General features: G+C 63.4%; 18 protein-coding genes. 10 read left to right on the plus strand and 8 right to left on the minus strand.

All coding sequences use genetic code 11. The features are described 5' to 3' along the window. Positions 1-45: 45 nt before the first annotated feature. Both ACYG9V_RS09030 and ACYG9V_RS09035 read right to left on the minus strand, forming a co-directional pair. Positions 46-1,365: an O-antigen ligase family protein gene (locus tag ACYG9V_RS09030; protein WP_352446449.1), complete on the minus strand. Its 1,320-nt coding sequence runs from the start codon at positions 1,363-1,365 to the stop codon at positions 46-48. After that, positions 1,334-2,332 carry a glycosyltransferase family 2 protein gene (locus ACYG9V_RS09035; protein WP_352446451.1) on the minus strand — a complete coding sequence of 333 codons (999 nt, stop codon included), beginning with the start codon at positions 2,330-2,332 and terminating at the stop codon, positions 1,334-1,336. Before ACYG9V_RS09035 ends, ACYG9V_RS09030 begins: the two co-directional genes overlap by 32 nt. Positions 2,333-2,504: 172 nt before the next feature. On the opposite strand from ACYG9V_RS09035, the gene ACYG9V_RS09040 reads away from it, so the two are divergent. The 3 genes from ACYG9V_RS09040 to ACYG9V_RS09050 are packed head-to-tail and all read left to right on the plus strand — an operon-like array spanning position 2,505 to position 5,388. Beyond that, positions 2,505-3,677, plus strand: a complete 1,173-nt coding sequence (locus ACYG9V_RS09040; RefSeq protein WP_352651766.1) for a glycosyltransferase — start codon at positions 2,505-2,507, stop codon at positions 3,675-3,677. Further along, positions 3,674-4,468, plus strand: coding sequence for a WecB/TagA/CpsF family glycosyltransferase (locus tag ACYG9V_RS09045; protein ID WP_023669298.1), 795 nt, complete (start codon positions 3,674-3,676; stop codon positions 4,466-4,468). The genes ACYG9V_RS09040 and ACYG9V_RS09045 overlap by 4 nt, the downstream gene beginning before the upstream one ends. After that, entirely contained in the window at positions 4,465-5,388 is a 924-nt protein-coding gene (locus ACYG9V_RS09050; RefSeq protein ID WP_023704513.1) for a DUF6492 family protein, read from the plus strand. The genes ACYG9V_RS09045 and ACYG9V_RS09050 overlap by 4 nt, the downstream gene beginning before the upstream one ends. Here ACYG9V_RS09050 and ACYG9V_RS09055 read toward each other — a convergent pair. Next, positions 5,385-6,680 carry a lipopolysaccharide biosynthesis protein gene (locus ACYG9V_RS09055; RefSeq protein WP_352651764.1) on the minus strand — a complete coding sequence of 432 codons (1,296 nt, stop codon included), beginning with the start codon at positions 6,678-6,680 and terminating at the stop codon, positions 5,385-5,387. The genes ACYG9V_RS09050 and ACYG9V_RS09055 overlap by 4 nt on opposite strands. Positions 6,681-6,878: 198 nt before the next feature. On the opposite strand from ACYG9V_RS09055, the gene ACYG9V_RS09060 reads away from it, so the two are divergent. From ACYG9V_RS09060 to ACYG9V_RS09075, 4 genes are all read left to right on the plus strand, one after another. Next, positions 6,879-9,167, plus strand: a complete 2,289-nt coding sequence (locus ACYG9V_RS09060; protein ID WP_352765665.1) for a GumC family protein — start codon at positions 6,879-6,881, stop codon at positions 9,165-9,167. Positions 9,168-9,522: 355 nt separating this feature from the next. Next, positions 9,523-10,422, plus strand: a complete 900-nt coding sequence (gene folD, locus ACYG9V_RS09065; RefSeq protein WP_023669302.1) for a bifunctional methylenetetrahydrofolate dehydrogenase/methenyltetrahydrofolate cyclohydrolase FolD — start codon at positions 9,523-9,525, stop codon at positions 10,420-10,422. 17 nt (positions 10,423-10,439) lie between these two features. Continuing rightward, positions 10,440-11,438, plus strand: a complete 999-nt coding sequence (locus tag ACYG9V_RS09070) for a GlxA family transcriptional regulator (RefSeq protein WP_032888631.1) — start codon at positions 10,440-10,442, stop codon at positions 11,436-11,438. A 149-nt stretch (positions 11,439-11,587) separates the two neighbouring features. Beyond that, positions 11,588-13,252 carry a vWA domain-containing protein gene (locus ACYG9V_RS09075; protein ID WP_023697312.1) on the plus strand — a complete coding sequence of 555 codons (1,665 nt, stop codon included), beginning with the start codon at positions 11,588-11,590 and terminating at the stop codon, positions 13,250-13,252. A gap of 77 nt (positions 13,253-13,329) precedes the next feature. Here the strand turns inward: ACYG9V_RS09075 and edd are convergent, their stop codons facing one another. The 3 genes from edd to zwf all read right to left on the minus strand — a co-directional run bounded on the left by edd (position 13,330) and on the right by zwf (position 17,385). Then, positions 13,330-15,153 (minus strand): phosphogluconate dehydratase, encoded by a 1,824-nt coding sequence (edd, locus tag ACYG9V_RS09080; RefSeq protein WP_023747208.1) that lies wholly within the window; start codon positions 15,151-15,153, stop codon positions 13,330-13,332. A gap of 64 nt (positions 15,154-15,217) precedes the next feature. Next, the gene (pgl, locus tag ACYG9V_RS09085) at positions 15,218-15,934 is read right to left on the minus strand and encodes a 6-phosphogluconolactonase (protein ID WP_023701816.1); all 717 of its coding nucleotides are present in this window, start codon (positions 15,932-15,934) and stop codon (positions 15,218-15,220) included. Next, positions 15,916-17,385: a glucose-6-phosphate dehydrogenase gene (gene zwf, locus ACYG9V_RS09090; protein ID WP_023669307.1), complete on the minus strand. Its 1,470-nt coding sequence runs from the start codon at positions 17,383-17,385 to the stop codon at positions 15,916-15,918. Before zwf ends, pgl begins: the two co-directional genes overlap by 19 nt. A 322-nt stretch (positions 17,386-17,707) precedes the next feature. Here zwf and ACYG9V_RS09095 point away from each other — a divergent pair, with 322 nt between their 5' ends. The 3 genes from ACYG9V_RS09095 to ACYG9V_RS09105 all read left to right on the plus strand — a co-directional run bounded on the left by ACYG9V_RS09095 (position 17,708) and on the right by ACYG9V_RS09105 (position 21,310). Then, positions 17,708-18,454 carry an SDR family oxidoreductase gene (locus ACYG9V_RS09095; protein WP_027049416.1) on the plus strand — a complete coding sequence of 249 codons (747 nt, stop codon included), beginning with the start codon at positions 17,708-17,710 and terminating at the stop codon, positions 18,452-18,454. Between the two features lie 179 nt (positions 18,455-18,633). Next, entirely contained in the window at positions 18,634-19,929 is a 1,296-nt protein-coding gene (locus tag ACYG9V_RS09100; RefSeq protein WP_023704507.1) for a Mur ligase family protein, read from the plus strand. Between the two features lie 85 nt (positions 19,930-20,014). Then, entirely contained in the window at positions 20,015-21,310 is a 1,296-nt protein-coding gene (locus ACYG9V_RS09105; RefSeq protein ID WP_023753883.1) for a Mur ligase family protein, read from the plus strand. A 21-nt stretch (positions 21,311-21,331) separates the two neighbouring features. Here ACYG9V_RS09105 and ACYG9V_RS09110 read toward each other — a convergent pair whose 3' ends face one another. Both ACYG9V_RS09110 and ACYG9V_RS09115 read right to left on the minus strand, forming a co-directional pair. Next, a complete protein-coding gene (locus ACYG9V_RS09110; RefSeq protein WP_352765663.1) occupies positions 21,332-22,177 on the minus strand; it encodes an SH3 domain-containing protein in 846 nt (281 codons plus the stop codon). A 275-nt stretch (positions 22,178-22,452) separates the two neighbouring features. Further along, on the minus strand, positions 22,453-23,739 hold the full coding sequence (locus ACYG9V_RS09115) for an NAD(P)/FAD-dependent oxidoreductase (protein ID WP_023806620.1): 1,287 nt from the start codon (positions 23,737-23,739) through the stop codon (positions 22,453-22,455). Positions 23,740-23,852: the final 113 nt, after the last annotated feature.

Here is a 23,852-nt window from a genome sequence, read left to right on the forward strand (position 1 = left end):
CAGACGGGAAAGCCCCTCAAGGGGTGCTGGATCCAGGCCAGCCGGTCAAGGTCGCCGGCGTACCGCGATCGGCCGCAGCGACACTTGCCGCAAGCCAAGCACGCCGAGCACGAAGAACAGCCACACCGGGTCGCCGCGATGGAAGAAGAAGCTTTCCAGGAACGCGTTCAGCGCCGTGAACAGCACCACCATCATGAAGAAGTCACCGAGATAGATGTTCTCCTTGCGGGGCGGGATGCGCATGTAGTCGCGCAGCGGCGCGATCAGGAAAGTGTAGACGGCAACGCACAGCGCCGGGATGCCCATCAGCACCGCAATGTCCAGATAGCCGTCATGGCCATGCACGATGGTCCGGATGTCCCAGGCCCGGTCGAAAGGCTGGTCCTGGCTCAGCAGCAGCGGCGTGCCCCAGAAGCTTTCATAGCCGTAGCCGGTCCAGGGCTTCTTCGCCAGCATCTCGCCGGAGAACTCCCACAGCGTCGTGCGCCCGGTATAGGTGAGGTCGGGGAAATAGGTGGCCGCCAGCTCTTTCACCGGCGGGATGAAGACGATGCCTAAGGTACCGATGGCCGTCGCAATGATCGCCAGTGCAAACAGGATCGGCGTGCCGAACCGCATGCCGATCAGGCCCGGCAGCACGACGATCAGGATCGAGAACGGCACCAGGCCGGCCGTCGTCTTGGATCCGGTGTGCAGCATGAAGATCATCGCCGCGCCGAAGATCGCCACGCCCCAGAATTTCTGGCCGCGCCGGAAGAGATAGAGGCCGGCGAAGCTGAAGCAGGCCATGATTGGTCCGGCAATGTTCTTGTGGGCGAACACACCACGCCACAGGCCGGCATGTTCGGGCTCCTGCGAATCGGCCGTATGCAGGGCCTCATGCGGAAAGACGATGAGGCCGATATAGGACAGGCCGATAACGACGATCGCGCAGAATATGATGACTTTCGAAAAACTGTCGGCATCGCGCGGCAGCACCAGGACCGTCGCTATCGTCAGAACGCCAAGCAGCGTGAAGAAGGCCGCGCGCATGGCCGAGGACGGGTCGGTCGCGTTGATGACCGAAAGCATGAAAAAGCCGAGCATCAGAATCCAGGACGGGCTGAGCAGCGAGCGCACCACCTTGGGGTCGGCGAACGTCAGCAGTGAGAAGATCGAAATGGCGCCGAGCGAACTGAAGCCGAGCTGGTTGACGATGTCGCCGCCGTCGCCGGTCAGTTCCGCGCCTGCCGGCTGAAACGGCCGGAACGACACGATGACGACGGCAAACAACAGCGCGGCAATCGCCGTCGCCACACTGTTGCGGGTGACGATGCCGCCCAGCAGCAGCTCGTCAGTTCTTCTCAGGCTGCCTGTATTGCTCATTGGCGTATCCGAATTCGGCAAGCACGCGGCCGAGCGAGACATAGACGGGGTAAAGCGCCGTCGACAGCGATCCTGTCCGCGCCAATTTGATTGCGCCGCGCACGGGCGAGGCTATCAGCAGCGCCAGGCTTTTTGCAAACACCTTGGCGCCGGCGAATGGCATGCCGGCGCGCTTCTTCTTTTCGACCAGCGTCGAGATTACACCGTTGCGTAAGGATCGGGCGCGGATCCAGTCAGCCTCGACGCGCCGGGCTGGAACGCCTTCGCGCACCTTTGCCTCGGCGCACCAGCCAAGCACGAAACCTTTCTGCGCCGAGCGGCTGAGGAAGTCGGAATCGCCGCCGCCCATGAAGTTGAACCGCAGGTCGAGGAAGGGTGGCCCCATGATGGTGAGCACATTGCGCCCGACCAGAAGGTTGCCAGAGGAATAGAGTGCGGCCACGCGCCCGGTCTGGCGATAGGGCGGCGCAAACACCGGGTGCTCGGCCCATTTGGCGTGAGCAGGATCGGTAAACACCGGCACCTGCGGGCCACCGACAATGTCGGCGCCAAGCGTCTCCGCCGTCCTGCACATGCGCTCCAGCCAGTCCGCGTCGGCGATCTCGTCATCGTCGATGACCAGCAGGTGGCGGAAATCCGGAAAATGCAGGATCGCCGTCTGCCAGCCAGCATTGTAGGCACTGCAATTGCCCCGCTCATGCGCGATGATGACCATGCCCTTCATATCGTCGCGTTCGAACAGCGGCACGGCCGCCTGGGCGCCCTCACGCGCCTCGGCCTCGTTTTCGATGACGATGACGGCGAAGCGCCGGCTGGTTTGCTGTGCCTTGAGCGACGCCAGCGTTTCGAGCAGCAGTTGCGGCCGCTTGAAGGTCGGCAGCGTGACGACGGCTTCCATCGTCTCTGCGGCGAGCCCCGGAGAGCGTCCCGCAATCGATACCGAACCGTCCGATGGCAAAGGGATCATCCGCTCCAGCCGCATGTTTTGAATCTGGCTTTCGATAACACCGCGACGATAACGTTTCGTTAATCACCTTTCGCAGCGGCGCCTGCCGGTCCGCGCCTTTCAGCCGTTGCGTTGCGTGATTTAATCAAGGGTTCACCCAGCTTTGCTAGTGGCTGACGCCTGGATAGGTGAGATGCATCTGCTGTTCGCCACATCGATCGTGCCCGACGGCGCTCTCGCTTCGGGCTATGAGATCGCCAATGCTGCGATCATCGCCGCCTTGCGGCGCGCCGGCGTGCGCGTCACCGTCATCGGCTTCATCTGGCCGGGCAAGGCGCCCAGCGACCCCGAAAACACCATCGTGCTCGGCGCCGTCGACGTGCGCACGGAAAGCGCCTCGGCGCGGCAGAAGCTCGCCTGGCTTGGCAAGGCGGTGCTGTCAGGGCTCACCTTCGCTTCCGTGAAGCTGCGCGCGGTTTCCGACAGCGAAGTCCGTGCCGCGATCGAGCGCGCCGGTCCCTTCGACGGCTATGTCCTGAATTCGGTGCAGTTCGCCGGCGCCTTTGAAAAACTGTTCGCCGACCGTCCCTCGATTTTCGTCGCCCACAATGTCGAACATGGTTCGGCCAAAGAGAATGCGGCATCATCAAACAGTCGCTTCCAGCGCCTGCTGTTTGCCCGCGAGGCCAGGCTGCTCAAGACCATGGAGGAGCGGCTCTGCCGCCGGGCTCGCTTCGTCTTCACGCTGGCCGAGGAAGACCGCGCCGCACTCGGCGTTGCCAGCGACGACCGCTCGGCGGTGCTGCCGCTGGTGACCACAGCCACGGCGCCAAAGCCGGTCAAGCCGCGCCGCATCGATTGCGACGCGGCGCTGATCGGCACTTGGACCTGGCAGCCGAACCGCATCGGCCTCGACTGGTTCCTGGAAAAAGTCGTGCCGCATCTTCGCCGGAGCTTTCGCATCAGGGTCGCCGGCAACATGCCGTCGGATATCACCTCTGCCCATCCCGGTGTCGAATTTGTCGGCCGCGTGTCCGACGCCCAGAATTTCGTGCGCGGCGCCGCCGTCATTCCACTGATCAGCACCGCGGGCAGCGGCGTTCAGCTCAAGACCATCGAAACCTTCGAGCTCGGCCTGCCGTCGGTCGCCACCAGCCGTTCGCTGCGCGGCATCGATCATCGCCCGGCAAATTGCTTCGTCACCGACGATCCGGCCGCCTTCGCCGGCGCGCTGGAGGCAGCGGCGGCCGATGTCAAGGATGTCGATGGCAGCGCCTTTCACCGCCGGCAGATCAAGGCACTGGATGCCGCCATCAGGCTCGGCCTGGAAAAGCTCGGGTCGGTGGGGGAGGAGGTGTTTGCATGAACATGCACACCGCCCGCGCCGCCTTCGGGCTCGATACGCTGAAGACGATCCTTGGCATTTCGGTCCTTGCCATCGGCTGGGATGACGCGATCGCGCTGCTCGCTCGTCTGATTGCCGAGCGGCGCTTCACCAAGGTCAGTTTTCTCAACGCTCACAACGCCAACATCGCCTCTACCGATCCGGTTTTTGCCGAGGCGCTCGACGATTTCCTCATCCTGCCTGACGGCGTTGGCGTCGATCTGGCGGCAAAGCTGCTCTACGGCGCGCCGTTCCCGGACAATCTCAACGGCACTGATCTCATTCCGGCCTTTCTGCAGGCATCGGCGAGGCCGCTGACCGTCGGGTTGCTTGGCGCCACCCGCGCCAACGCCGAGGCGGCGTCGGTCAGGCTAGCCGCTCTGGCGGTGCAGCACGAATTCGTCGTCATCCATGACGGCTATTTCTCCCCCGCCGAAGAGCAGGCGATCGTCGATCGCATCGAGGCATTGCGGCCCGACGTGCTGCTTGTGGCCATGGGCGTGCCGCGCCAGGAATTGTGGATCGCCCGTCATATCGATGCCCGCCACTGCACGCTGCCGATCGCCGTCGGCGCGCTGCTCGATTTTCTCTCCGGCACGGTGCCGCGGGCGCCTCTGTGGATGCGCCAGCTGAGGCTCGAATGGTTGTTCCGTCTGTGCATCGAGCCCGGCCGGCTGTGGCGCCGCTACGTCGTCGGCAATCCGGTGTTCCTGCTGCGTGTCGTCAGGCAGAAATTCTCGCGTCGGCCCGAGCCCGCCGGAGAGTTGCGGTGAACAGCCGCGTCGTGCCGAGCCCTGCAGCCGAGACCGGTGCCCTGCCGCAAACGCCGACGGCGGCGGTGGTGACCGCCAGCTATGCGCCGGATTTCGAACGCTGCCGCCTGTTGTGCGAGACCCTCGACCGCCATGTCTCCGGCGTGGCGCATCATTACATTCTGGTCGAGCACCGCGACGTGGCGCTGTTTCGCCAGTTGGAAAACGACCGCCGCAGCGTTGTCGACGAGCGCGACCTGCTGCCGCGCTGGCTGCGTGTGTTCGACGATCCGATGAGCCTCTTTCGCCGTCGCATCTGGCTCAGTTTCAAGACCCAGCCGCTGCGCGGCTGGCATGTGCAGCAGCTGCGCCGCATCGCCATCGCTGCGCATGCTGGAGAAGACGTGCTGGTCTTCTGCGATTCCGACGTCGCCTTCCTCAAGCCATTCGATCTGAGCGCCTTCTGGCGCGACGGCAAGGTGCGGCTGTTCCGGCGCGACGGCGTGCTGTCGAGCGACGGTCACGACGAGCATCGCATCTGGTCGCGCAATGCGGCCTCGGCGATTGGTATCGATGCATCCGAGGTTTCGAACCACGACTATATTTCGACGCTGATCGCCTGGCGCCGTCAGACCGTGACGGCGATGTGCGCCGAGATCGAGAAGGTGCACGCGCGCGGCTGGGTCGAGGTCATCGCTTCAGTGCGCCGGTTCTCCGAATGCATGATCTATGGCCGCTATGTCGACGATGTGCTGGGGGGCGCCGGCCATTTCCACGGCTCGGAGGAATTCTGCCGCGTGCATTGGACCGGGGAGGCGCTGTCGGATGACGAATTCCGCAGCTTCGTCGCCGCTATGGCACCGGGGCAGGTGGCGATCGGCATGCAATCCTTCATCGGCACCGATATCGGCCGCATCCGCCGCCTGATCGGATTGGCTTAGATTGCCTTGGCGGGCTTGCGCAGCGCCGAATAGGTCAGCAGCGCCGAGGCGAGATAGAGCAGCAGGAAGACGACATTGAGCGATACGACAAGCGTGGGCGTGTCGGCAATCGTGGTCAGCACATAGGTCAACAGCACCGCCTTCAGCCCCGCCAGCAGGCCGAGGTTGAGCGCCCTGAGCGCGGTCTGGCCGCGCGCGAACAGCAGCTCGGCCTGGTATTCGACCAGGTTGCGCAGTCCCGGCACGCCGATTGCCAATGCCACCAAGGGCGCCGCCTCGGCGACATTCCGGCCAAGTGCATTGGGGACGAAATGCAGCACGATGCCGAGTGCGGCCAGCGCCAATGTCGATACCAGGAACACGCCGGCTTCGATACCGCTCTTGACCCGCAGTCGCGACAACAGCTCCGGCGACCGCATCATCTTCTGCACCAGCATCATCGAGAAGGTGCGGATCGGTATTGCCGTCAGGTCGACCAGCCGCATGATGATGGCATAGATGCCGGCCAGACGCGGCCCGCCGATCGCCAGGACGAGCAGCTTGTCGAATTCCGACTGCAGGTAGAACAGCACTTCGGCGCCGGCAACATAGATCGAATCGGCAAGCCGCCTGAGATAGAGCTCGGTGCGCAGCCTCAGCCGCTGGCGTGGATAATAGAAGCCGAAGGCCAGCAGCAGCGAGGCGGCGTTGGCGCCGATGTAGAACAATGACCAGATCCAGACGCTGTGCTGCCCCGACAGCATGAACAGCACGGCGCCCAGCGCACGGAACGCCGTGGTCACGATCGACAGCACCGCGGCGCGGCCGAATTTGCCGAGCCCGTTGTTGACGATCAGCACCACCTCGACCGGCCGCCACAAAAGCGCTTCGGCAAAGACGATTGCGGCAAAGACGGCCAGAGGCACGGTGCTGGCGAAGAAGATCAGGTAGACGCCCCACGAGGCGGCCGCCAGCAGTGGTAAGGACACGGCGCCAAGCAAAAGGAAGCCGGCGGTGAAGGTGCCGATCAGATTGGGGCGGATGGTGGCTGTGCGGTAAAGCGCCGAGATGAAGCCGAAAGCGAGGATGCGCGACAGCATGACGCCGGCCGCCGAGGCGGTGGCGAACATGCCGAACTCGGCAATCGACAGCGTGTTGGCAAGTGCGATGAAATAGGCAAGCGAGAACACCAGCCGCCCGCCGGCGCCGCTGATGGCTGAAAGATAGTCGCGAACCAGCCCCCGTCTTTCGGCAAGGAAGGTGCCGATGCGGGCGAATGTCCGCCTTTGCGGTATGTCGCTGGCCTGCGTCATATCGAGGAAAGCCGTAAGCCGGAAAGCTTAACGTGCGGTTCTGACGCCATTTTACAGATCCCGGCAATGCGTGGCGAAGCGAGAAACTTTCACTTGCAGACTTCGGAAATTAACCTTTTGTTTCCCATGCCTGTTTAGCGTGACTTAACGATTGGCCGACCGCCGCTCCCGCGCCGTCGAAGGTAAAGTTTCGAGACAATGGTCGACAGGGAAAACCGTGAAGACTGGAGGCGCGAGCGTTCCCTCCTGGCGCTCGGCAAAGCCGTGCGCGGCGATGAGGCGGCGGATGCGTCGGCGGTCTCGATCGGTGACCGGGTGGATCCGTCATGGCGCGAGGATGCCGCCACGCGTCACCGCATAGCCCGCTCGCAACGCGAGGCGCGGTCGAATCCGGCGCCAACGTCACCGCCCGAGCCGCCGCAGTTCCAGGCCGACGGCGAACCCGTTTCGGCCGGCAGCGCGCGTGAGGAGCCTATTTCCGGCCGGCGTCAGCAGCACGCCGCCTATGAGCCCCGCTCTTTCCACGAGCAGCGACCGGACCGCGACGACGATGACGGGCAGGAATGGAAACCGCTGATCGATCCGCTCCAGGTCGTCCGCGGCATTAGTCGTTCCAAGTTGCTGATCGTCTCGACGACGATATTGGGGACGGTGCTCGGCGTCGCCGTCGCCGTTTCGACACCGAAGAAATACGAAGCCACCACACAGATGGTCATCGAGCCAGGCGACCTGAAGCTTTCCGACAACGATCTCACCCAACCGGTCGGGCAGCCCGATGCGGCGCTGGCTGTTGTCGAAACCCGCATCAAGATGGTGACATCCGGCAAGGTCCTCGACAAGGTCGTGGCCGATCTCAATCTCGTCGACGATCCGGAATTCAACGGACAGGGCTCTGGCGGCCTTGGCGTCCTGTCGCTCATTCGCTCGATACTGTCGCGCCAGGATGGCCCTGGCGGCGGCGGTGAAGTGCGCCGCCAGGCGCTGGCGGTCGGCAATCTGGCCAAGAGCCTGTCGGTTGAGCGCAGCGGCAAGAGCTTTGTCGTTTCCATCAGCGCCACCACTCAAAGCGCCGACAAATCGGCGGAGATAGCCAATAGGACCAGGGACGTTTTCCAGCAGGAGGCGGCCCAATACCAGTTCGGGATGGCCGGGCGCGCGACGGACCAGCTGACGGCCAAGCTCGATGACCTGCGCAAGAATGTCGAGACAGCGGAGCGCAAGGTCGAGGATTTCAGGGCCACGCATGATCTCGTCGACGCGCAGGGCCATCTGATCAGCGACGACCAGATGCTGAAGCTCAACGAGCAGCTCTCAGTCACCCGGGCCCGTACGCTGGAACTCAATGCCCGGGCCGCGTCGGCGCGTTCGCTGGACGTCAATTCGGTCATCAACGGCACGTTGCCGGAAGAAATCAATTCCAACACGATGAGCGAACTGCGCGCGCAATATGCAGCTTTGAAGCAGGAGGCCGACCGCGCCGCCGTGCGTCTGGGACCGCGTCATCCCGAATACCAGGCGCTCAGTGCCCAGCTCAACGGCTCGCGCGAGCGCATCGCAGGCGAACTGCGCCGCATCGCCTCGTCGCTACAGGTCGATTTGAAGCGCTCGGTCCAGCTCGAGCAGGATCTCGCTTCCCGCCTGGCTCAGGCAAAGGTCCAGAGCGGCGACGTCAACAGCGATCTGGTCAGCCTGCGCGAACTGGAGCGCGATGCCACCGCCAAACGCTCCGTCTACGAACAGTACCTTCTGCGCGCCAAGGAGACCGGCGAACAGCAAAACATCAACACCACCAACATCAATCTGATGACCCCCGCGCAACCGCCGCTCGAACCCAACGGACCGTCGCGGGCTGTAATAGCGCTGGCCGGCCTGCTGCTCGGGCTTGCTTCGGGCATCGGTGTCGGCGCCATGCGCGGCGCCTTTGCCAGCCTGCGCGGCGCTGCCAATTCGCGTTCGCGCGGCAGAATGGACGAGCGCCGCCCTCCGGTCGAGGACAAGGTCTATCGCGCGCCGCTGCCTGTGGCGCCGCCACCGGCAGCACCTCCGGTGTTGCCGACCGCGGCCGTTCCCGCCCGGAGCCCAGGTCTGTTCGACGGACTGTTCTCGGCGATGCGCAAAGCCGCGCCGGGTAGCGGGACGTCAGGCGAACCCGTCGAGACCTACCGCGCCCAACCAGCCGCCGAATATACAAGGCCGGTGCAGGAGCCTGTGGGCTATCGCCAGCCGGACTTCCGGAACGAGGTTCCGCACGCCAATTCCCCTGCGCAGCAGCCTGGCTACGCGCAGCCTCGTCAGCCGGCTGACTATGCCTATTCGCAGGCTCAGCCGCTGCCCGCGGCGTCCGGGCCGTGGTCTTCTCCGCAGCCCGCTGGGGCGGCGCCGGAAGACCAGCAGGCGCAAATCGACGATATCCGCGCCAGCCTGCGCGAATTTCGCGAAGCGGTGCGCGAACTCACCGAAAGCCGTTCGCACCGCCGCTATTTCTGAGCAATTCCAGGAAAAGTGTGAAACGGTTTTCCCGGGAAAAGCGCGTAGCGCGCTTTCCCTTGGGAATTGCGTCAAAACAAGAAATAGAGCGGTTCAGCCTTTCCGTGAAAGGATGAGTCGCTCTGAGCCCGTCAGCACAGAATAAAAGCTGCCGGTTTCGAGTTTACGGCATGTGACGGCGCTTTGACGGGATTGCTTAGGCCAAATTTCGTGACAATGCCGCGCAGCATGGCGCCCAAAAAACGCTGCCGTCGGGCTTTACCCGAATGGGCGGAACGTTTGGAACAACGACATGCACGAAGCAACGTTCAAGGCGCGCGCCGCGCCTTGGCTGGAATGATGTCGAGGATGGTTCATGGCCGAAGTGATTGACGGAAAGATCGTCGCCGCAGACGTGGTTCAGAAGGTCAAGGCCTTGACCGAGGACCTGGTCGCCAAGGGAAAGGCCCAGCCCGGCTTGGCGGTGGTCATCGTCGGCGAGGATCCGGCAAGCCAGGTCTATGTCGCGTCGAAGTCGCGCACCGCCAAGGAATGCGGCTTTCATTCGCTGCAGCACACACTGCCGGCCGACACGTCCGAAGCGGCACTGCTGAAGATCATCGGCGAACTCAACGCCGATCCGGCCATCAACGGCATTCTGGTGCAGCTGCCGCTTCCCGCCCATATCGATGCCGGCAAGATCATCCAGGCCATCGCGCCACAAAAGGATGTCGACGGCTTTCATTTCATCAATGTCGGCAAGCTCGGCACCGGCGAACTCGAAACAGCCTTCGTGCCCTGCACGCCGGCTGGCTCCATGCTTTTGATCGAACGCGTGCGCGGCAAGGATCTTTCCGGCCTCAACGCGGTCGTCGTCGGCCGCTCCAACATCGTCGGCAAGCCGATGGCAAATCTGTTGCTTGCCGCCAACTGCACCGTCACCATTGCCCACAGCCGCACCAAGGATCTGCCGGCGCTGGCCCGCACAGCCGACATTCTGGTTGCCGCCGTCGGCCGGCCCGAAATGATCAAGGGCGACTGGGTCAAACCCGGCGCCACCGTGATCGATGTCGGGATTAACCGCATTGCCGCACCCGAGAAAGGCGAAGGCAAAACCCGCCTCGTCGGCGATGTAGCCTATGCCGAAGCGGCCAAGGCCGCCGGCGCCATCACCCCCGTGCCCGGCGGTGTCGGACCGATGACCATTGCCATGCTGATGGCCAATACGTTAGCCTCAGCCTACCTTGCGGCCGGCTTGAAGCGGCCTTCCTTCTGACCCAGAAAGCAGCTTCTTTGCCGAACCTTACTATTCCCTCTGAACGGCCGGTCGTGGATGATCCCGTTCAAGGGGGCCGGCAATTCGCGTTCCTGCTGGTCGACAAGTTTTCGATGTTTTCGTTGGCAGCGGCGATCGATACCTTCCGCTCGGCCAACCGCCTGCTCGGCCGCGATTTCTATGGCTGGACGACGGTCTCGGCCGACGGCGATCCCGTCATGGCCTCCAACGGCCTGCCGCTCAAGATCGACTATGCCGTCGCCGATTTGCCGCCGGTCGATATCCTGTTCGTGTCGGTGGGCCTGTCGGTCGAGTTCCCCGGCAAGAGCAAGGTGCTGGCGGCGCTGCGCAGCTGGGGCCGGCGCGGCAATGCGCTCGGCGCGCTGTCGGTGGGCTCTTACCTCCTGGCCGAAGCCGGTCAGCTCGAAGGTTATCGCTGCACCATCCATTGGGAAAACCGCGCCGGCTTCGTCGAGCGCTTTCCCGACATCAATTGCACCGGCAACGTCTTCGAGATCGACCGCAAGCGCTACACATGCGCCGGCGGCACCACCTCGATCGACCTGATGCTGGAGATCGTGCGTGGCGACTTCGGCTCGAACCTCGCCAACGGCGTTGCCAACCAGTTCCAGCATGAGCGCATCCGCTCCGCCGGCGACCGCCAGCGCGTCGGGCCGGAGCGCGACCTGACCGGCAAGTCGGAGAAGCTAAGGCGCATCGTCGAACTGATGGCCGACCATCTCGACGAGCCGCTATCAGCCGTGCAGCTTGCCAAATCGGCGGGCCTGTCGGTGCGCCAGGTCGAGCGCTTGTTCCTGCGCCATTTGAGCGTCACGCCCGGTCGTTACTACATGCGGCTCAGGCTTGAGCGGGCGCGCGAACTGCTGCGCCAGACCAACATGCCGATCCTCGACGTGGCCATTGCCACCGGCTTTACCTCGCACTCCTATTTCGCGCAGAGCTATCGGCTGCAGTTCGGCCGTCCGCCTTCCGAAGAGCGGCGCACCACGTACTGACGCGGTGCTGAGCCGGCCTCGGAACAGGCCTCGGCCGGCGCCGATCCTGTTACACGGCAACCGTTCGTAACCCGCTCCGGGGCTTGTGCCCGGACGCGCCGTCAAATAGCTTCCGGCGCGGATCAGAGGGCGGTCTCAAGGAGATTTCCATGGCGGGACTTTTGCGGAGCGTCGCTGCGGCGCTGCTCCTTTTGTCGATGACTTCGCTCGGCTTTGCCGCCAACAAGGTCATCATCATTCTTGACGCTTCGGGCTCGATGTGGGCCCAGATCGACGGCAAGCCGAAGCTCGAGATCGCGCGCGAATCGCTGAGGACCGTGCTGCAGTCGGTCCCGGGCGACGACGAGATCGGCTTCATGGCCTATGGCCACCGCGAAAAGGGCAGCTGCGACGACATCGAACTGATCGTGCCGCCGCAAGCCGGCTCGGCTAGCGCCATTTCGGCCGCTGCCGACAGCCTGAAATTCCTCGGCAAGACGCCGCTGACCGCAGCCGTCAAGCAGGCGGCCGAAGCTCTGAAATACACCGAGGACAAGGCGACCGTGGTCCTCATCACCGATGGGCTTGAAACCTGCGAAGGTGACCCGTGCGCGCTGGGCAAGGAACTGGAGGCCTCAGGCGTCGATTTCACAGTCGACGTCGTCGGCTTCGGCCTGACCGCTGACGAGGGCAAGCAGATCGCCTGCCTTGCCGACAACACCGGCGGCAAATATATCCAGGCCTCGGACGAGAAGGCGCTGCAGGAAGCACTGGTCGAAACCGTCGCCGCGCCGGCTCCGGCACCTGAACCCGCACCGGCGCCAGCCCCAGCTCCAGCCCCTGAACCGGCAAAGCCCGAATTCAATTTCATCCCGAGCGTGGTCATGGCCGAAGGCGGCGATCCGATCACCGACGGCAATGCCTGGGAGGTCTACAAGGCCAAGGCCGATGGCACGCACGGCGAGGCCGTCACCACCCAGTACAACAACTACGAGGCCAATCTCGAGCCGGGCGACTATGTCGTCGTCGCGCGCGCCGACGAAGCTCGGGCGGAACAGAAGGTCAAGATCGAGGCGGGCCAGGTCTACAAGCCGCTCTTCACCTTGAACGCCGGCACCATGCTCATCCATCCGAAGCCAAGCCAGGGCGCCGAGATCAGTGACGAAGCCGATGTCGACTTCGCCTTCCCGGGCGGCAGCACCACCCACTATGGCGACACCAGGATCATCGTGCCGGCTGGTGAGCAGAAGGTGACGGTTGCGATCGGCAGCGGCTCGGTGACCGAGAACATCCAGCTCGCCGCCGGGCAGACTGTGGAAAAAGACATAGTCGTCGGCGTCGGCCATGCCGCCGTCAACGCCTACTACACTGCAGGTGGCGACAAGGCCGACTCCTCGGGAATCAGCGTCCAGATCGTCAAGGCCAAGAAAAAGATCGACGGCTCGCGTGACGATGTCGCCCACTCCTATGGGCCCGACAGCAAATTCTGGCTGCCGCCGGACGATTATGTCGCGGTCACCTCGCTTGAGCTCGCAACCGTCGAGCAGCCTTTCAGCGTCAAGGTTGGCGACGTCAAGGACGTCAAGGTGACGCTCGATGCCGGCGTGCTGGTGATGTCGGCGCCGGGCGCCTATTCGATCGAGGTGCTGTCGTCGAAGAAGGATATCCAGGGCAACCGCAAGGCGCTCGGCCTGAACTATGGCGACACCTGGCAGCAGACTATCCCGGCCGGCGACTATGTCGTCCTCCGCCACATGCCCGATCAAGGCCATGACAAGGAAATGCCGGTGACGGTCAAGGCCGGCGAACGGAGCGAGATTACGGTTCAGCCGTAATCGCCATCCATCCCTCACCAAAGGGCGGCCTCAAACCGAGCTCGAGCCGCCCTTTTTACAAAATAGGCAATGATGCCTCAGGCCGTGCCGAAAGCACTGGCGCCGTGGTCGGCGCGGCCGACCAGCTGGCGGAAACCGGCGAACAGCTCGCGGCCGAAACCGAACTCGTTGCCGATGAGATCAATGTCGGCCGTGCGGCGCAGCGCGAGCTCGGGCCCCGGCACCAGCACTTCCAGCGTGCCGGCATCGGCGTCGAGCCGGATGATGTCGCCGTCATGGATCCTGGCGATCGGCCCTTCCTCGACCGCTTCCGGCGTTACATGGATCGCCGCCGGCACCTTGCCGGAAGCGCCAGACATGCGCCCGTCCGTGACCAGCGCGACGCGCTGGCCACGATCCTGCAGGATGCCGAGCACGGTGGTCAGCTTGTGCAGTTCCGGCATGCCGTTTGCCTTTGGGCCCTGGAAGCGGATGACGGCGATGAAGTCGCCGGTCAGCGTGCCGGCCTTGAAGGCTTCGTTCAGTCCCTGCTGGCTGTCGAACACCTTGGCCGGCGCCTCGATGACGCGGCGTTCCGGCTTCACGGCGGACGTCTTGATGACGGCGTGGCCGAGATTGCCGGCGAGCACTTTCAGGCCGCCGGTCGGCTGGAAGGCCTTCTTGAACGGCGCCAGCACCTTCTCGTCACCGCTCTGCAGCGGCGAGGCTTCACGCACGACGCCGCCATCTTCGCCGAGCCGGGCCTCGACCGCATAGGGCCTCAGGCCTTCGCCCCATACCGTCTGCACATCCTCATGCAGGATGCCTTCGTCGAGCAATTCGCGGATCAGGAAGCCGAGCCCGCCGGCGGCATGGAAATGGTTCACGTCGGCAAGCCCGTTCGGATAGACGCGCGCGAGAAGCGGCACCGCTTCCGACAGGTCGGAAATGTCCTGCCAGGTAAGCGTGATGCCGGCCGCCGCGGCCATGGCGATGAGATGGATGGTGTGGTTGGTAGAGCCGCCGGTGGCGTGCAGGCCGACGACGCCATTGACGAAAGAGCGCTCGTCGATCATGCGGCCGACCGGCGTGTAGGCGTTGCCGAGCGCGGTGATCGCCAGGGCTCGCCTGGTCGCCTCGCGCGTCAGCGCGTCGCGCAGCGGCGTGCCTGGATTGACGAAGGACGCGCCGGGCGTATGCAGGCCCATGATCTCCATCAGCATCTGGTTGGAATTGGCGGTGCCATAGAACGTGCAGGTGCCCGGCCCGTGATAGGATTTGGACTCCGCTTCGAGCAGTTCTGCGCGTCCGGCCTTGCCCTCGGCATAGAGCTGGCGAACCTTGGCCTTCTCGTCGTTGGGCAGGCCCGTCGTCATCGGCCCGGCCGGCACGAACACCGCCGGCAGATGGCCGAAGGTGAGAGCCGCGATCACCAGCCCCGGCACGATCTTGTCGCAGACGCCGAGATAGACGGCGGCGTCGAACATGTTGTGCGACAGGCCGATCGCCGCCGACATGGCGATGACGTCGCGCGAAAACAGCGACAGCTCCATGCCGGGCTGTCCCTGGGTCACGCCGTCGCACATGGCGGGCACGCCGCCGGCCACTTGCGCGATGCCGCCAACTTCCTTCGCGGCTTCCTTGATCAGCGCCGGGAAGGTTTCGAAGGGCTGATGCGCCGACAGCATGTCATTGTAGGAGGTGATGACGCCGAGGTTCGGCACCTTGTCGGCGCCGAGCGCCAGCTTTTCAGACGGGCTGCAGACGGCAAAGCCATGCGCGAGGTTGCCGCAAGACAGGACGCCGCGGTTGGCGGTGCGGCTGGAGGCCTCGGCGATGCGGCCGAGATAGCGCTCGCGGCCGGCTTTCGAGCGTTGGCGGATGCGTTCCGTGATGGCTTCGATGTCGCGTCTGGCTGTCATGGTCGGTCCTTTCGAGCCCCGGAAGAACGTCCTCCACCGTCTGCCGGGACTACTTTGCGTGAAATCAGGGTGCCCAGAACACCTCTACCGGGGTGGGTGCCGCTTCGAGCACTTTGCGGATGGGCTTTTTCGCGCCCGGTCCCATCGCATCGTCGAAGGCGGTGCGCTTGTCCTCGCCTTCTATATGCAGCGCGATGAAGCCGGCGTCGACGATCCGCGCCAGCGGCAGCGTCAACCGGGGTTCGCCGGCGCTTGCCGCGTGAACCGGCAGCACGATCCTTGATGAGGCTGGGTCGAGCAAATCGCCGAGATTCTCGGCGTCGGGAAAGAACGAGGCGGTGTGGCCGTCGCCGCCCATGCCGAGCACGACGACATCGAGGGGCCAGGGCAGAGCCTTCAGCGCCGCATCGTCGGCCGCCGCGGCGGTCTCGATGCTTGCCGCCTCATGGTAGAGCGGCACGAAGTGCGCGGCAGCCGCCTTGTTCTGCAGCAGGTTGGCCGCCACCAGCCCCGCATTCGAGCGCGGCGAGGAGGCCGGCACGAACCGTTCGTCGACCAGCGTCACCGTCACCTTGTTCCAGGCGATCGGAATGGCCGAAAGTGCTGCAAAGAACTTTGCCGGCGTGGTGCCGCCGGAAACGGCAAGCAGGGCCGTGCCGCGCTCGTCGATGGCCTTGGTCAGGCGCGCCGCGACATTGCCGGCAAGGGCTGCCGCCAGATCCTGGCGCCCGGCAAAGCCGTTCCAGTTATAGACGGGCTCGCTCAATTGCTTTCGTGCCATGTCCGCCCGTCGCGTTCGATCAGCGCAATCGAGGCCGAGGGACCCCATGTGCCGGCCGTATAGCCTTGCGCCTCCTGCCTGGCGCTTTCCCAGGCGTTCTGGATCGGGTCGATCCACTTCCATGCCGCCTCGACTTCGTCGCGGCGCATGAACAGCGTCTGGTTGCCGCGGATAACATCCATGATCAGCCGTTCATAGGCGTCCGGCGCGCGACCGTCGAAAGATGTTGCAAAGCTCATGTCGAGCGGGATCTGGCGCAGCCGCATGCCGCCCGGGCCTGGATCCTTGATCATGATGAACTGCTTGACGCCTTCGTCGGGCTGCAGCCGGATCACCAGTTGGTTGGCTGAGATCGGCCCGGCGCTGTCGCCGAAGATCGAATGCGGGATCGGCTTGAACTCGATGACGATTTCCGAAACGCGGGTCGCCAGCCTTTTGCCGGTCCGGAGATAGAACGGCACGCCGGCCCAGCGCCAATTGCCGATCTCGGCCTTGATGGCGACGAAGGTCTCGGTGGAGCTGTCTTTGCCGAGTTCCTCGACATAGCCTTTCACCGCGCCGCCTGCAGAGGCGCCGGCGCGGTACTGCCCGCGCACGGTGTGCTTGGGTGCCTCATTGCCGTTGATGCGCTTCAGCGCCCGCAGCACCTTCAGCTTCTCGTCGCGCACGGCATCGGCATCCATCGACGATGGCGCCTCCATGGCAACCAGGCAGAGCAGCTGCAGCATGTGGTTCTGCACCATGTCGCGCAGCGCGCCGGCCTTGTCGTAGTAGGTGACGCGGTCTTCAAGACCGACGGTCTCGGCCACCGTGATCTGCACATGGTCGATATGGGCAGAATTCCAAAGCGGCTCATAGAGCGCGTTGGCAAAGCGCAGCGCCATCAGGTTCTGCACCGTCTCCTTTCCGAGATAGTGGTCGATGCGGAAGATCTGGCTTTCGTGGAAGTCGTCTCCAACCACGTCGTTGAGCTTGCGCGCCGAATCGAGGTCGCGGCCGATCGGCTTCTCCAGCACGATGCGTGAATTCGGCGTGATGAGATTGTGGGCTTTCAGCTGGTGCGAGATGTCGCCGAACAGCGCCGGCGCAACCGCCAGATAGAAAGCGCGAATGCGGTCGCTTTCGCCGATCGCCTTTTTCAGCTTGTCGAAGCCGGCACCCGTCGTCGCGTCGGCCGATACGTAGGACAGCCGGGCAAGAAATGTCTTGAGTTCCTCGGCGTCGATGTCGGCCGGCTTCACATGCTGGGAAATCGCCTGCTTGGCGAAAGCCTGGAATTCCTCGTCGCTCATCTTGGAGCGCGAGGTGCCGATGATGCGGGTCGGCTCGGAAAACTGGTGGTCGCGCTGGCGGTGGTAGAGCGAGGGCAGCAGCTTGCGTTCCGACAGGTCGCCGGTGCCACCGAAAATGATGAAGTCGAAAGGCTCGACGGGAATGATCTGGCTGGTCATGGTCTGTCCGCTTTGACGCCGCTCGCTGTGACGCGGCAGGATATAATCTAATCGATTTAAACTATCCAGTGCCATGGTGTCACATCAAGGCCAAATCACTGCATATTGATTCGCTCCAAATGTGCCTTGACACTGGCTGCCACCCGGAGGCTTTTCGTCAAGCGATGGTCCCGGGGCTTTCGCGCCTGCAACATAAAGCGGGAATGTGACGAAAGCTAATGCGTGTCGCCCAGAAGTGCGAAGCGGTTCTGGGAGACAGACACGCATCAAACAAAAAAGAAGAATGCGCTTGCGAGGTGGGTCTTCAATGAGCGGAAAAAGCATGCGTCTGGAAAACAAGGTTGCCGTCATCACGGGTGCTGCGTCAGGTTTCGGCGAAGGCATGGCCAGGCGCTTTGCCGAAGAGGGCGCCAAGGTCGTCGTCGCCGACCTCAACGCCAAGGGCGCGGAGCGCGTTGCAGCAGAGATCGGCCAGGCCGCGATCTGGACCCAGACCGACGTTTCGCAGCGTTCCGAATTCGACGAGATGGTCTATGCCGCAAAAAGCGCCTTCGGCCGCATCGATATCATGGTCAACAATGCCGGCTACACCCATCGCAATGGCGACATGCTCGACGTCGACGAGGCGACCTTCGACCTGATCACTTCAGTCAACATGAAGGCGATCTACCACGCCGCACTTGCCGTGGTGCCGATCATGGAGCGGCAGGGCGGCGGCGTCATCCTGACCACGGCTTCGACCGCCGGTCTGCGGCCGCGGCCGGGGCTCACCTGGTACAATGCCTCGAAGGGCTGGGCGATCACCGCGACCAAGTCGATGGCGGTCGAACTCGCGCCCAAGAACATCCGCGTTAACTGCCTTTGCCCGGTCGCCGGCGAGACCGGCATGCTGGAGAAATTCATGGGCACTGACACGCCGGAGATCCGCGAGAAATTCCGTGCCTCGATACCGCTCGGCCGTCTGTCGACGCCGCTCGATATCGCCAACGCTGCGCTTTGGCTTGCGTCGGACGAAGCCGCCTTCATCACCGGTGTGGCGCTGGAGGTCGACGGCGGCCGCTGCATTTGAGCAATTCGGGAAGTACCTCGCTGTTCGCAATGCATGGCAGACAGAGCAATGTCGGCAAGAGTTCGCATCGGTGCGCCGGCCGGCCGAGGAACGAACAGTTGACGTCGTCACGCCGGACCCCAGTTTGACTTCTCGATCCCCCGAAAGGCATAACGGATCGTGGATAGTGTTGGCGGGTGATGAAGATCAGGCAGCAGAAAAGTCGCTACGATCTGGGATGGCGGCTGCGGCTTTACCTGGCCAAGCGTGCGCGGGCGCGAAGCAAGGCAATTTTCATCGGTGTTACCGGAAGCTCCGGCAAGACGACGGCGGGAAGCCTGCTTGGACACATCCTGGCTGGCCAGGGTTCGGTCCACACACAGGTTCTGGCCAACACTATGAAACTGTTGGTCTCGACCCTATCCAGGCGAATGGGAAAGGGCGGCAAAACCGACTACGTCGTCTTCGAGGCTGCTGCATTCGGCCCGGATACAATGAAGCCAATGGCCGAGTTGCTTCGCCCCGACGTGGCTGTTGTCACAATGGTCCGGCTGGAGCATCGGGCCAGTTTCAAGACTGTGGAAAACGTCGCTCGAGAAAAGAGCGCCCTAGTCGCGGCGCTGGAGCCGGGCGGCTTCGCGATGCTCAATGCCGATGACCCTCTTGTGATGGGCATGGCCTCGGCGAGCTATTGCCGTTCCGTCACATTCGGCACATCGGAGCAGGCGGATTATCGCGTCAGCGATATCGAGGCAGCCTATCCCAAGCCGTTGCGGTTCTCGCTCCACTGGCGCGGCGGTGTGCTCGATATCGAGACGTCGTTCCCCGGCCAGCATTTCTGGCTGCCGACGTCAGCGGCGGTTGCAACCGCTCTTGAACTGGGCGTGCCTGCGCAGATGGTCAAGGACAGAACCGCGACGTTCCAGCCTCTGGAAAATCGCGGCCAGGTGCTCGTCCCCGCGGGTGGCCCCCACTTCATCGTGGATGCCGCAAAGGCGCCCTGGCATTCGCTGAGCCTTGCCTTCGACATGGTAGCCGGATCGACATTCGGGCGAAAACGTATCGTTCTTGGCCAGCTATCGGATTTTTCCGGCTCGAATAACAGATATGCCCAAGCCTACAGCAGCGCGCGCGAGATTGCAGACCAGGTGATTTATGCCGGCGATCATGCCCATCGCTCCAAGGCGAACCAGGCAGATCGCGACAGCGGCCGCTTCATCGAATTGCGCACGGCCAGGGAAGTGTCGGACTACATCGCCCAAACCGCGCAGCCTGACGAGTTGATCCTGCTCAAGAGCTCGTCCAATCTGCACCTCGAGCGTGTCGCTCTTGCCTGGACCCACGACGTCCAGTGCTGGGTTTCGGTATGCGGCAAGACCGAGGGATGCGAGCAATGCGGCCTCTATGAAGTGCCGTTTGAGCAGCACCGTGAGTTTGTGGCGCAGAGAAAATCGAAGCGCCGCAAGCACAGACTGCTGCGGCTCCTCGGCCGCTAGAATCTTTGGCTGAAGCACGCCAGCGCCCGTTTGACTCTGGAACTTGGCACGACGCATATTAGGCTGGGCTAAAAGCTGGCGGGGTGTGAAACTGGAATTGCTGAAAATTCGCAAGGACTTGGGCTGGGCGCTGCGACGGCTGCAGGCGCGCTGGGTGCGGGCGCGTAACAAGGCGACGTTCATCGGCATTACCGGCAGCTCCGGCAAATCCACATCCACCAGCCTGCTTGCACACATACTGGCCGCCCAAGGCAAGGTGCATCTACAGGCCCAGGCCAATACAATGCCTGCGCTCATCCGAACGCTTTACAAGCGCCTGAGGAAGGCCGGCAAAGTCGATTACGTCGTTTTCGAAGCCGGCGCTTCCGACTTCGGCACGATCAGCGCCATGGCGCAGATGCTGAAGCCGAGTGTGGCGGTGGTTACGATGATACGTCTGGAGCATTTCGGCAAGTTCAAGACTCTGGAAGCTGTGGCGGGAGAGAAGCGGGCGCTGGTCGGGGCACTCCAACCTGATGGACTTGCGGTTCTCAATTGCGATGACCCACTGGTGATCGGCATGGCGTCTGGCGCGAAATGCCGGATTGCGACCTTCGGCCAGTCCGGCGAGGCAGACTACCGCGTGAGTGACGTGCATGCCGCGTATCCGGAATTGCTGCGGTTCACCCTTCATTGGCGCGGTGGCAGCCTGAATATTCAAGCGCCTTTTCCCGGCGAGCAATTCTGGCTGCCGACTGCAGCGGCTGTTGCCGCCGCCTTGGAACTTGGCGTCCCGCCAGAGCAAGTCGTAGCGAGAACGGCATCGTTTGCACCACTGCCCAACCGCTCTACGGTGCAAGAGGTATCCGCGGGTCCGAAATTCCTGGTCGATACGGCCAAAGCGCCCTGGCATTCGCTCAACATTGCCCTGGAGATGATTGCAAAGGCCAAGGGTGCTCGCAAGCGCATTGTGCTGGGGCAGATATCGGACTACGCCGGCTCGTCGAGGAAATACGGCGCCGCCTACAACATCGCGCGCGAAATCGCCGATGAGGTCATTTATACCGGCGACAATGCGCATCGCTCGCGCGCCAGCCAGGCCGACCGCGACAGCGGCCGTTTCATTGAGCTTCGCACTGCCAAGGAAGTTTCGGATCATATCAAACGGACGGCAGTCCCAGGAGAACTGATTCTGCTGAAAAGTTCGTCCAACCTTCATCTGGAAAGGATCGCGCTCGCCTGGACACACGACGTCAAATGCTGGGTCCCGATATGCCGCAAGTCGGAAAGCTGCCAAATGTGCGGCCTCTATGAGGTGCCGTTCGAGGAACACCGGGATTTCCTGGCGAAGCGCAAACTTGCTCGCAGAAGACACCGTTTCAGGTGGTTGCTCGGCGGCTGACCAGATCTGGCGGCTTGCGTCTCAAGCCCCGGTCTTGATGTAGCTCTTGTAGATCCAGCCGCGCTTGCCGTTGTAGACGATCTGGCACCATTTCTTGCAACTCATCACCTGCACCGACGACTTGGCGGGCACGGTCCCCATGGCGGCGGCGTTTTTCTGCGGACCGCTGCGCATTGTCACCGCCCTGAGGATGCGTCCGGTGCCGGCGGCAGCAGCCACCTTCTGTGGCTTGGCCTTGGCCTGGGTATCGTCCGTTGCGGCGGAAGATTGCTCGTTTGGAAGTTGCGGTTTTGGCGTCGGTATGGCGGCGGTCTCGGCGTCGTCGTCATTGGCGGGAGCAGCGACCTTTGACAGCTGCGTCGTGGCGTCGCTCTGCGCCGCCGGTTCTTCGAATGCCGCGGCATCGGACGGTTTGGCGGCAGCCTGCTCGGCAGGCGCCTGATCGGATGGCGTCGCGGCAGGGTCGCTGTTGGATTGCGCCGCAGTCCAGCGCGGATCGTTGGCCGACAGCGGCGGCATGGCAGCCCCACCGGCAGCGACCGTCGATGAAACCGCATCGCCCTTGCGCGCGGCTTGTGGCGCCGCTACCGCGGCAGCCGTGGCCGCGACCGGGGCAATCTTGGTCGTCTTTACCGGAAAAGTCGGAACGTTCTGCTGTGTGCTGGCGATCGCTTGCCGGTCGCTGGCCGGCAACGCCAGCCAAAGCGCTATGCCCGCCACGCCAAGCAGCGCTGCGGTGCCGACCGCGGCGATCACCAGATGCGAATTCGTGCGCACCCCCTGCCAGAAGGAGGGCCGCATGTCATAGCCGAATTGCATGGCGAAGCGCCGACGTTCCGGCGCGCCGAAACTGAAGGGCTCGTTCACTCTTGCCACCTCCAAAAGATGAGCCGGTGTTCTTTCGATCGGCGCCGGCAGCCCGGCATTCGATCGGCATCGGTCCCAACAACAAAGCGGGCAGGCCCGCAGAAATCCCCGTTCAATCGCCCAGAACCGGCATCCTTTGCCCTTGATTGTGGCATCAGTGCGCCCTCAGGGGAATTGTGCGCTCTTGCTAAGGATTCTGCAACGTCTCGCTGCGGCAACCAACAGCTCAATAGAATCAGCTCAGTACCAGCCACGGCTGATATGAGATACTTTCCCTATATTCGGTCCCTCAGGGCAAACCAGTTCAGTGCCAAGAACAATAATGGCGTTCTAAATCGCCGGCCGCCGGGAAAAGCCGGGATGTTCAGGTCCTCGATCAGCTTCAGTCTGTCGCGGTTGCCGGCGACGGTCTGGGCATAGAGCTTGCCGAAGAAGTTCGACAGCATCACGCCGTGGCCGGAATAGCCTCCGGCCGAGATCACATTGGGCATCACCTCGCGCACGAACGGTTTCCTGGGCATGGTGATGCCGACATAGCCGCCCCAGCCATGGGTGATCTCGACATCGCTCAGTTCCGGATAAAGCTCGGCTATCTGCCGGCGGATATGGACATGGATGTCCTTCGGATCGTTGACGCCATAGACCTCGCGCCCGCCGAACAGCAGCCTTCCATCCGTGGATTTGCGGAAATAACGCACGACGAAACGCGAATCGTCGACCGCCTCGCCGCCCGGCAGCACTTTCGAATCGACGCCCAGCGGCACCGTCGCGCCGATGAAGGAACCGATGGGCATGATGTGCGCGGCACTCACCGGCTCGAGCGTGCCGCCATAGGCATTTACACCGATCAGGCATTTCTGGGCGGTGATGGTTCCTCTCGAAGTCGTCACCCTGACCTTGCCGCCGCTGGAGGTAACACCGGTCGATAGTGTCTGCTCGAACAGGTGCGCGCCGGCCGCTGCCGCCACCTTTGCCGTGCCGATCACCAGCTTCATCGGGTGGATGTGTCCGGTGCCGGTGTCGCGGGTGCCGCCGAAGTAGCGTGTGGAGCCCAGCCGTTCGGCCGTTTCCCTGGCATCCATGAAGGCGATGTGCGGATAATTGAAGCGGCCCGCCATGATCTCGGCATGCGCCTTGTAGTCGTCGAGATAACGCGGCTTGTGCGCCACGGACAACTGGCCGGGCATATAGTCGATGTCGATCTGGTTGACGGCGGCGAATTCGAGCAGGTGCGCTTTCGCCTCCTCGGCAAGGTCGAACAGCGCCTTGGCGCGGGAGAAGCCGTATTCGGCCTCCATCTCTTCGGCCCAGGCGCGCTGGCCCGTGCCGAGCTGGCCGCCATTGCGCCCTGAAGCGCCGTCGCCGAAGCGATGCGCCTCGATCAGAACGACGTGGGCTCCCGCCTTCGCCAAATGAGCGGCCGCCGACAGCCCGGTGAAGCCACCGCCGACGACGACGACGTCGCAGCTGCGGTCGCCGTCCAGGGCAGGGTACTCAGGGCGTGGTCCGGCTGTGTCTTCGTACCAGGAGCGACCGGGGGAGATAGGTGATTGGTAAGGCATGGGGACACCAGCCAATGGTGAATGGTGAATGGTGAATGGCTGCGAGACGCACGACGTCTGCGCTCATCCATCCAATATGAAACTACTCACCATTCACTATTCACCATTCACAC

This window comes from Mesorhizobium sp. W016 (assembly GCF_054719485.1).

Bases quoted from the DNA above. Each gene is read 5' to 3' on its own strand.
- ACYG9V_RS09075 (WP_023697312.1), top strand. From the start codon at position 11,588: ATGGCGGGACTTTTGCGGAGCGTCGCTGCGGCGCTGCTCCTTTTGTCG.
- ACYG9V_RS09045 (WP_023669298.1), top strand. From the start codon at position 3,674: ATGAACATGCACACCGCCCGCGCCGCCTTCGGGCTCGATACGCTGAAG.
- ACYG9V_RS09055 (WP_352651764.1), bottom strand. From the start codon at position 6,680: ATGACGCAGGCCAGCGACATACCGCAAAGGCGGACATTCGCCCGCATC.
- ACYG9V_RS09100 (WP_023704507.1), top strand. From the start codon at position 18,634: ATGAAGATCAGGCAGCAGAAAAGTCGCTACGATCTGGGATGGCGGCTG.
- ACYG9V_RS09060 (WP_352765665.1), top strand. From the start codon at position 6,879: ATGGTCGACAGGGAAAACCGTGAAGACTGGAGGCGCGAGCGTTCCCTC.
- edd (WP_023747208.1), bottom strand. From the start codon at position 15,153: ATGACAGCCAGACGCGACATCGAAGCCATCACGGAACGCATCCGCCAA.
- ACYG9V_RS09040 (WP_352651766.1), top strand. From the start codon at position 2,505: ATGCATCTGCTGTTCGCCACATCGATCGTGCCCGACGGCGCTCTCGCT.
- folD (WP_023669302.1), top strand. From the start codon at position 9,523: ATGGCCGAAGTGATTGACGGAAAGATCGTCGCCGCAGACGTGGTTCAG.
- zwf (WP_023669307.1), bottom strand. From the start codon at position 17,385: ATGACCAGCCAGATCATTCCCGTCGAGCCTTTCGACTTCATCATTTTC.
- pgl (WP_023701816.1), bottom strand. From the start codon at position 15,934: ATGGCACGAAAGCAATTGAGCGAGCCCGTCTATAACTGGAACGGCTTT.
- ACYG9V_RS09095 (WP_027049416.1), top strand. From the start codon at position 17,708: ATGCGTCTGGAAAACAAGGTTGCCGTCATCACGGGTGCTGCGTCAGGT.
- ACYG9V_RS09115 (WP_023806620.1), bottom strand. From the start codon at position 23,739: ATGCCTTACCAATCACCTATCTCCCCCGGTCGCTCCTGGTACGAAGAC.
- ACYG9V_RS09030 (WP_352446449.1), bottom strand. From the start codon at position 1,365: ATGAGCAATACAGGCAGCCTGAGAAGAACTGACGAGCTGCTGCTGGGC.
- ACYG9V_RS09035 (WP_352446451.1), bottom strand. From the start codon at position 2,332: ATGATCCCTTTGCCATCGGACGGTTCGGTATCGATTGCGGGACGCTCT.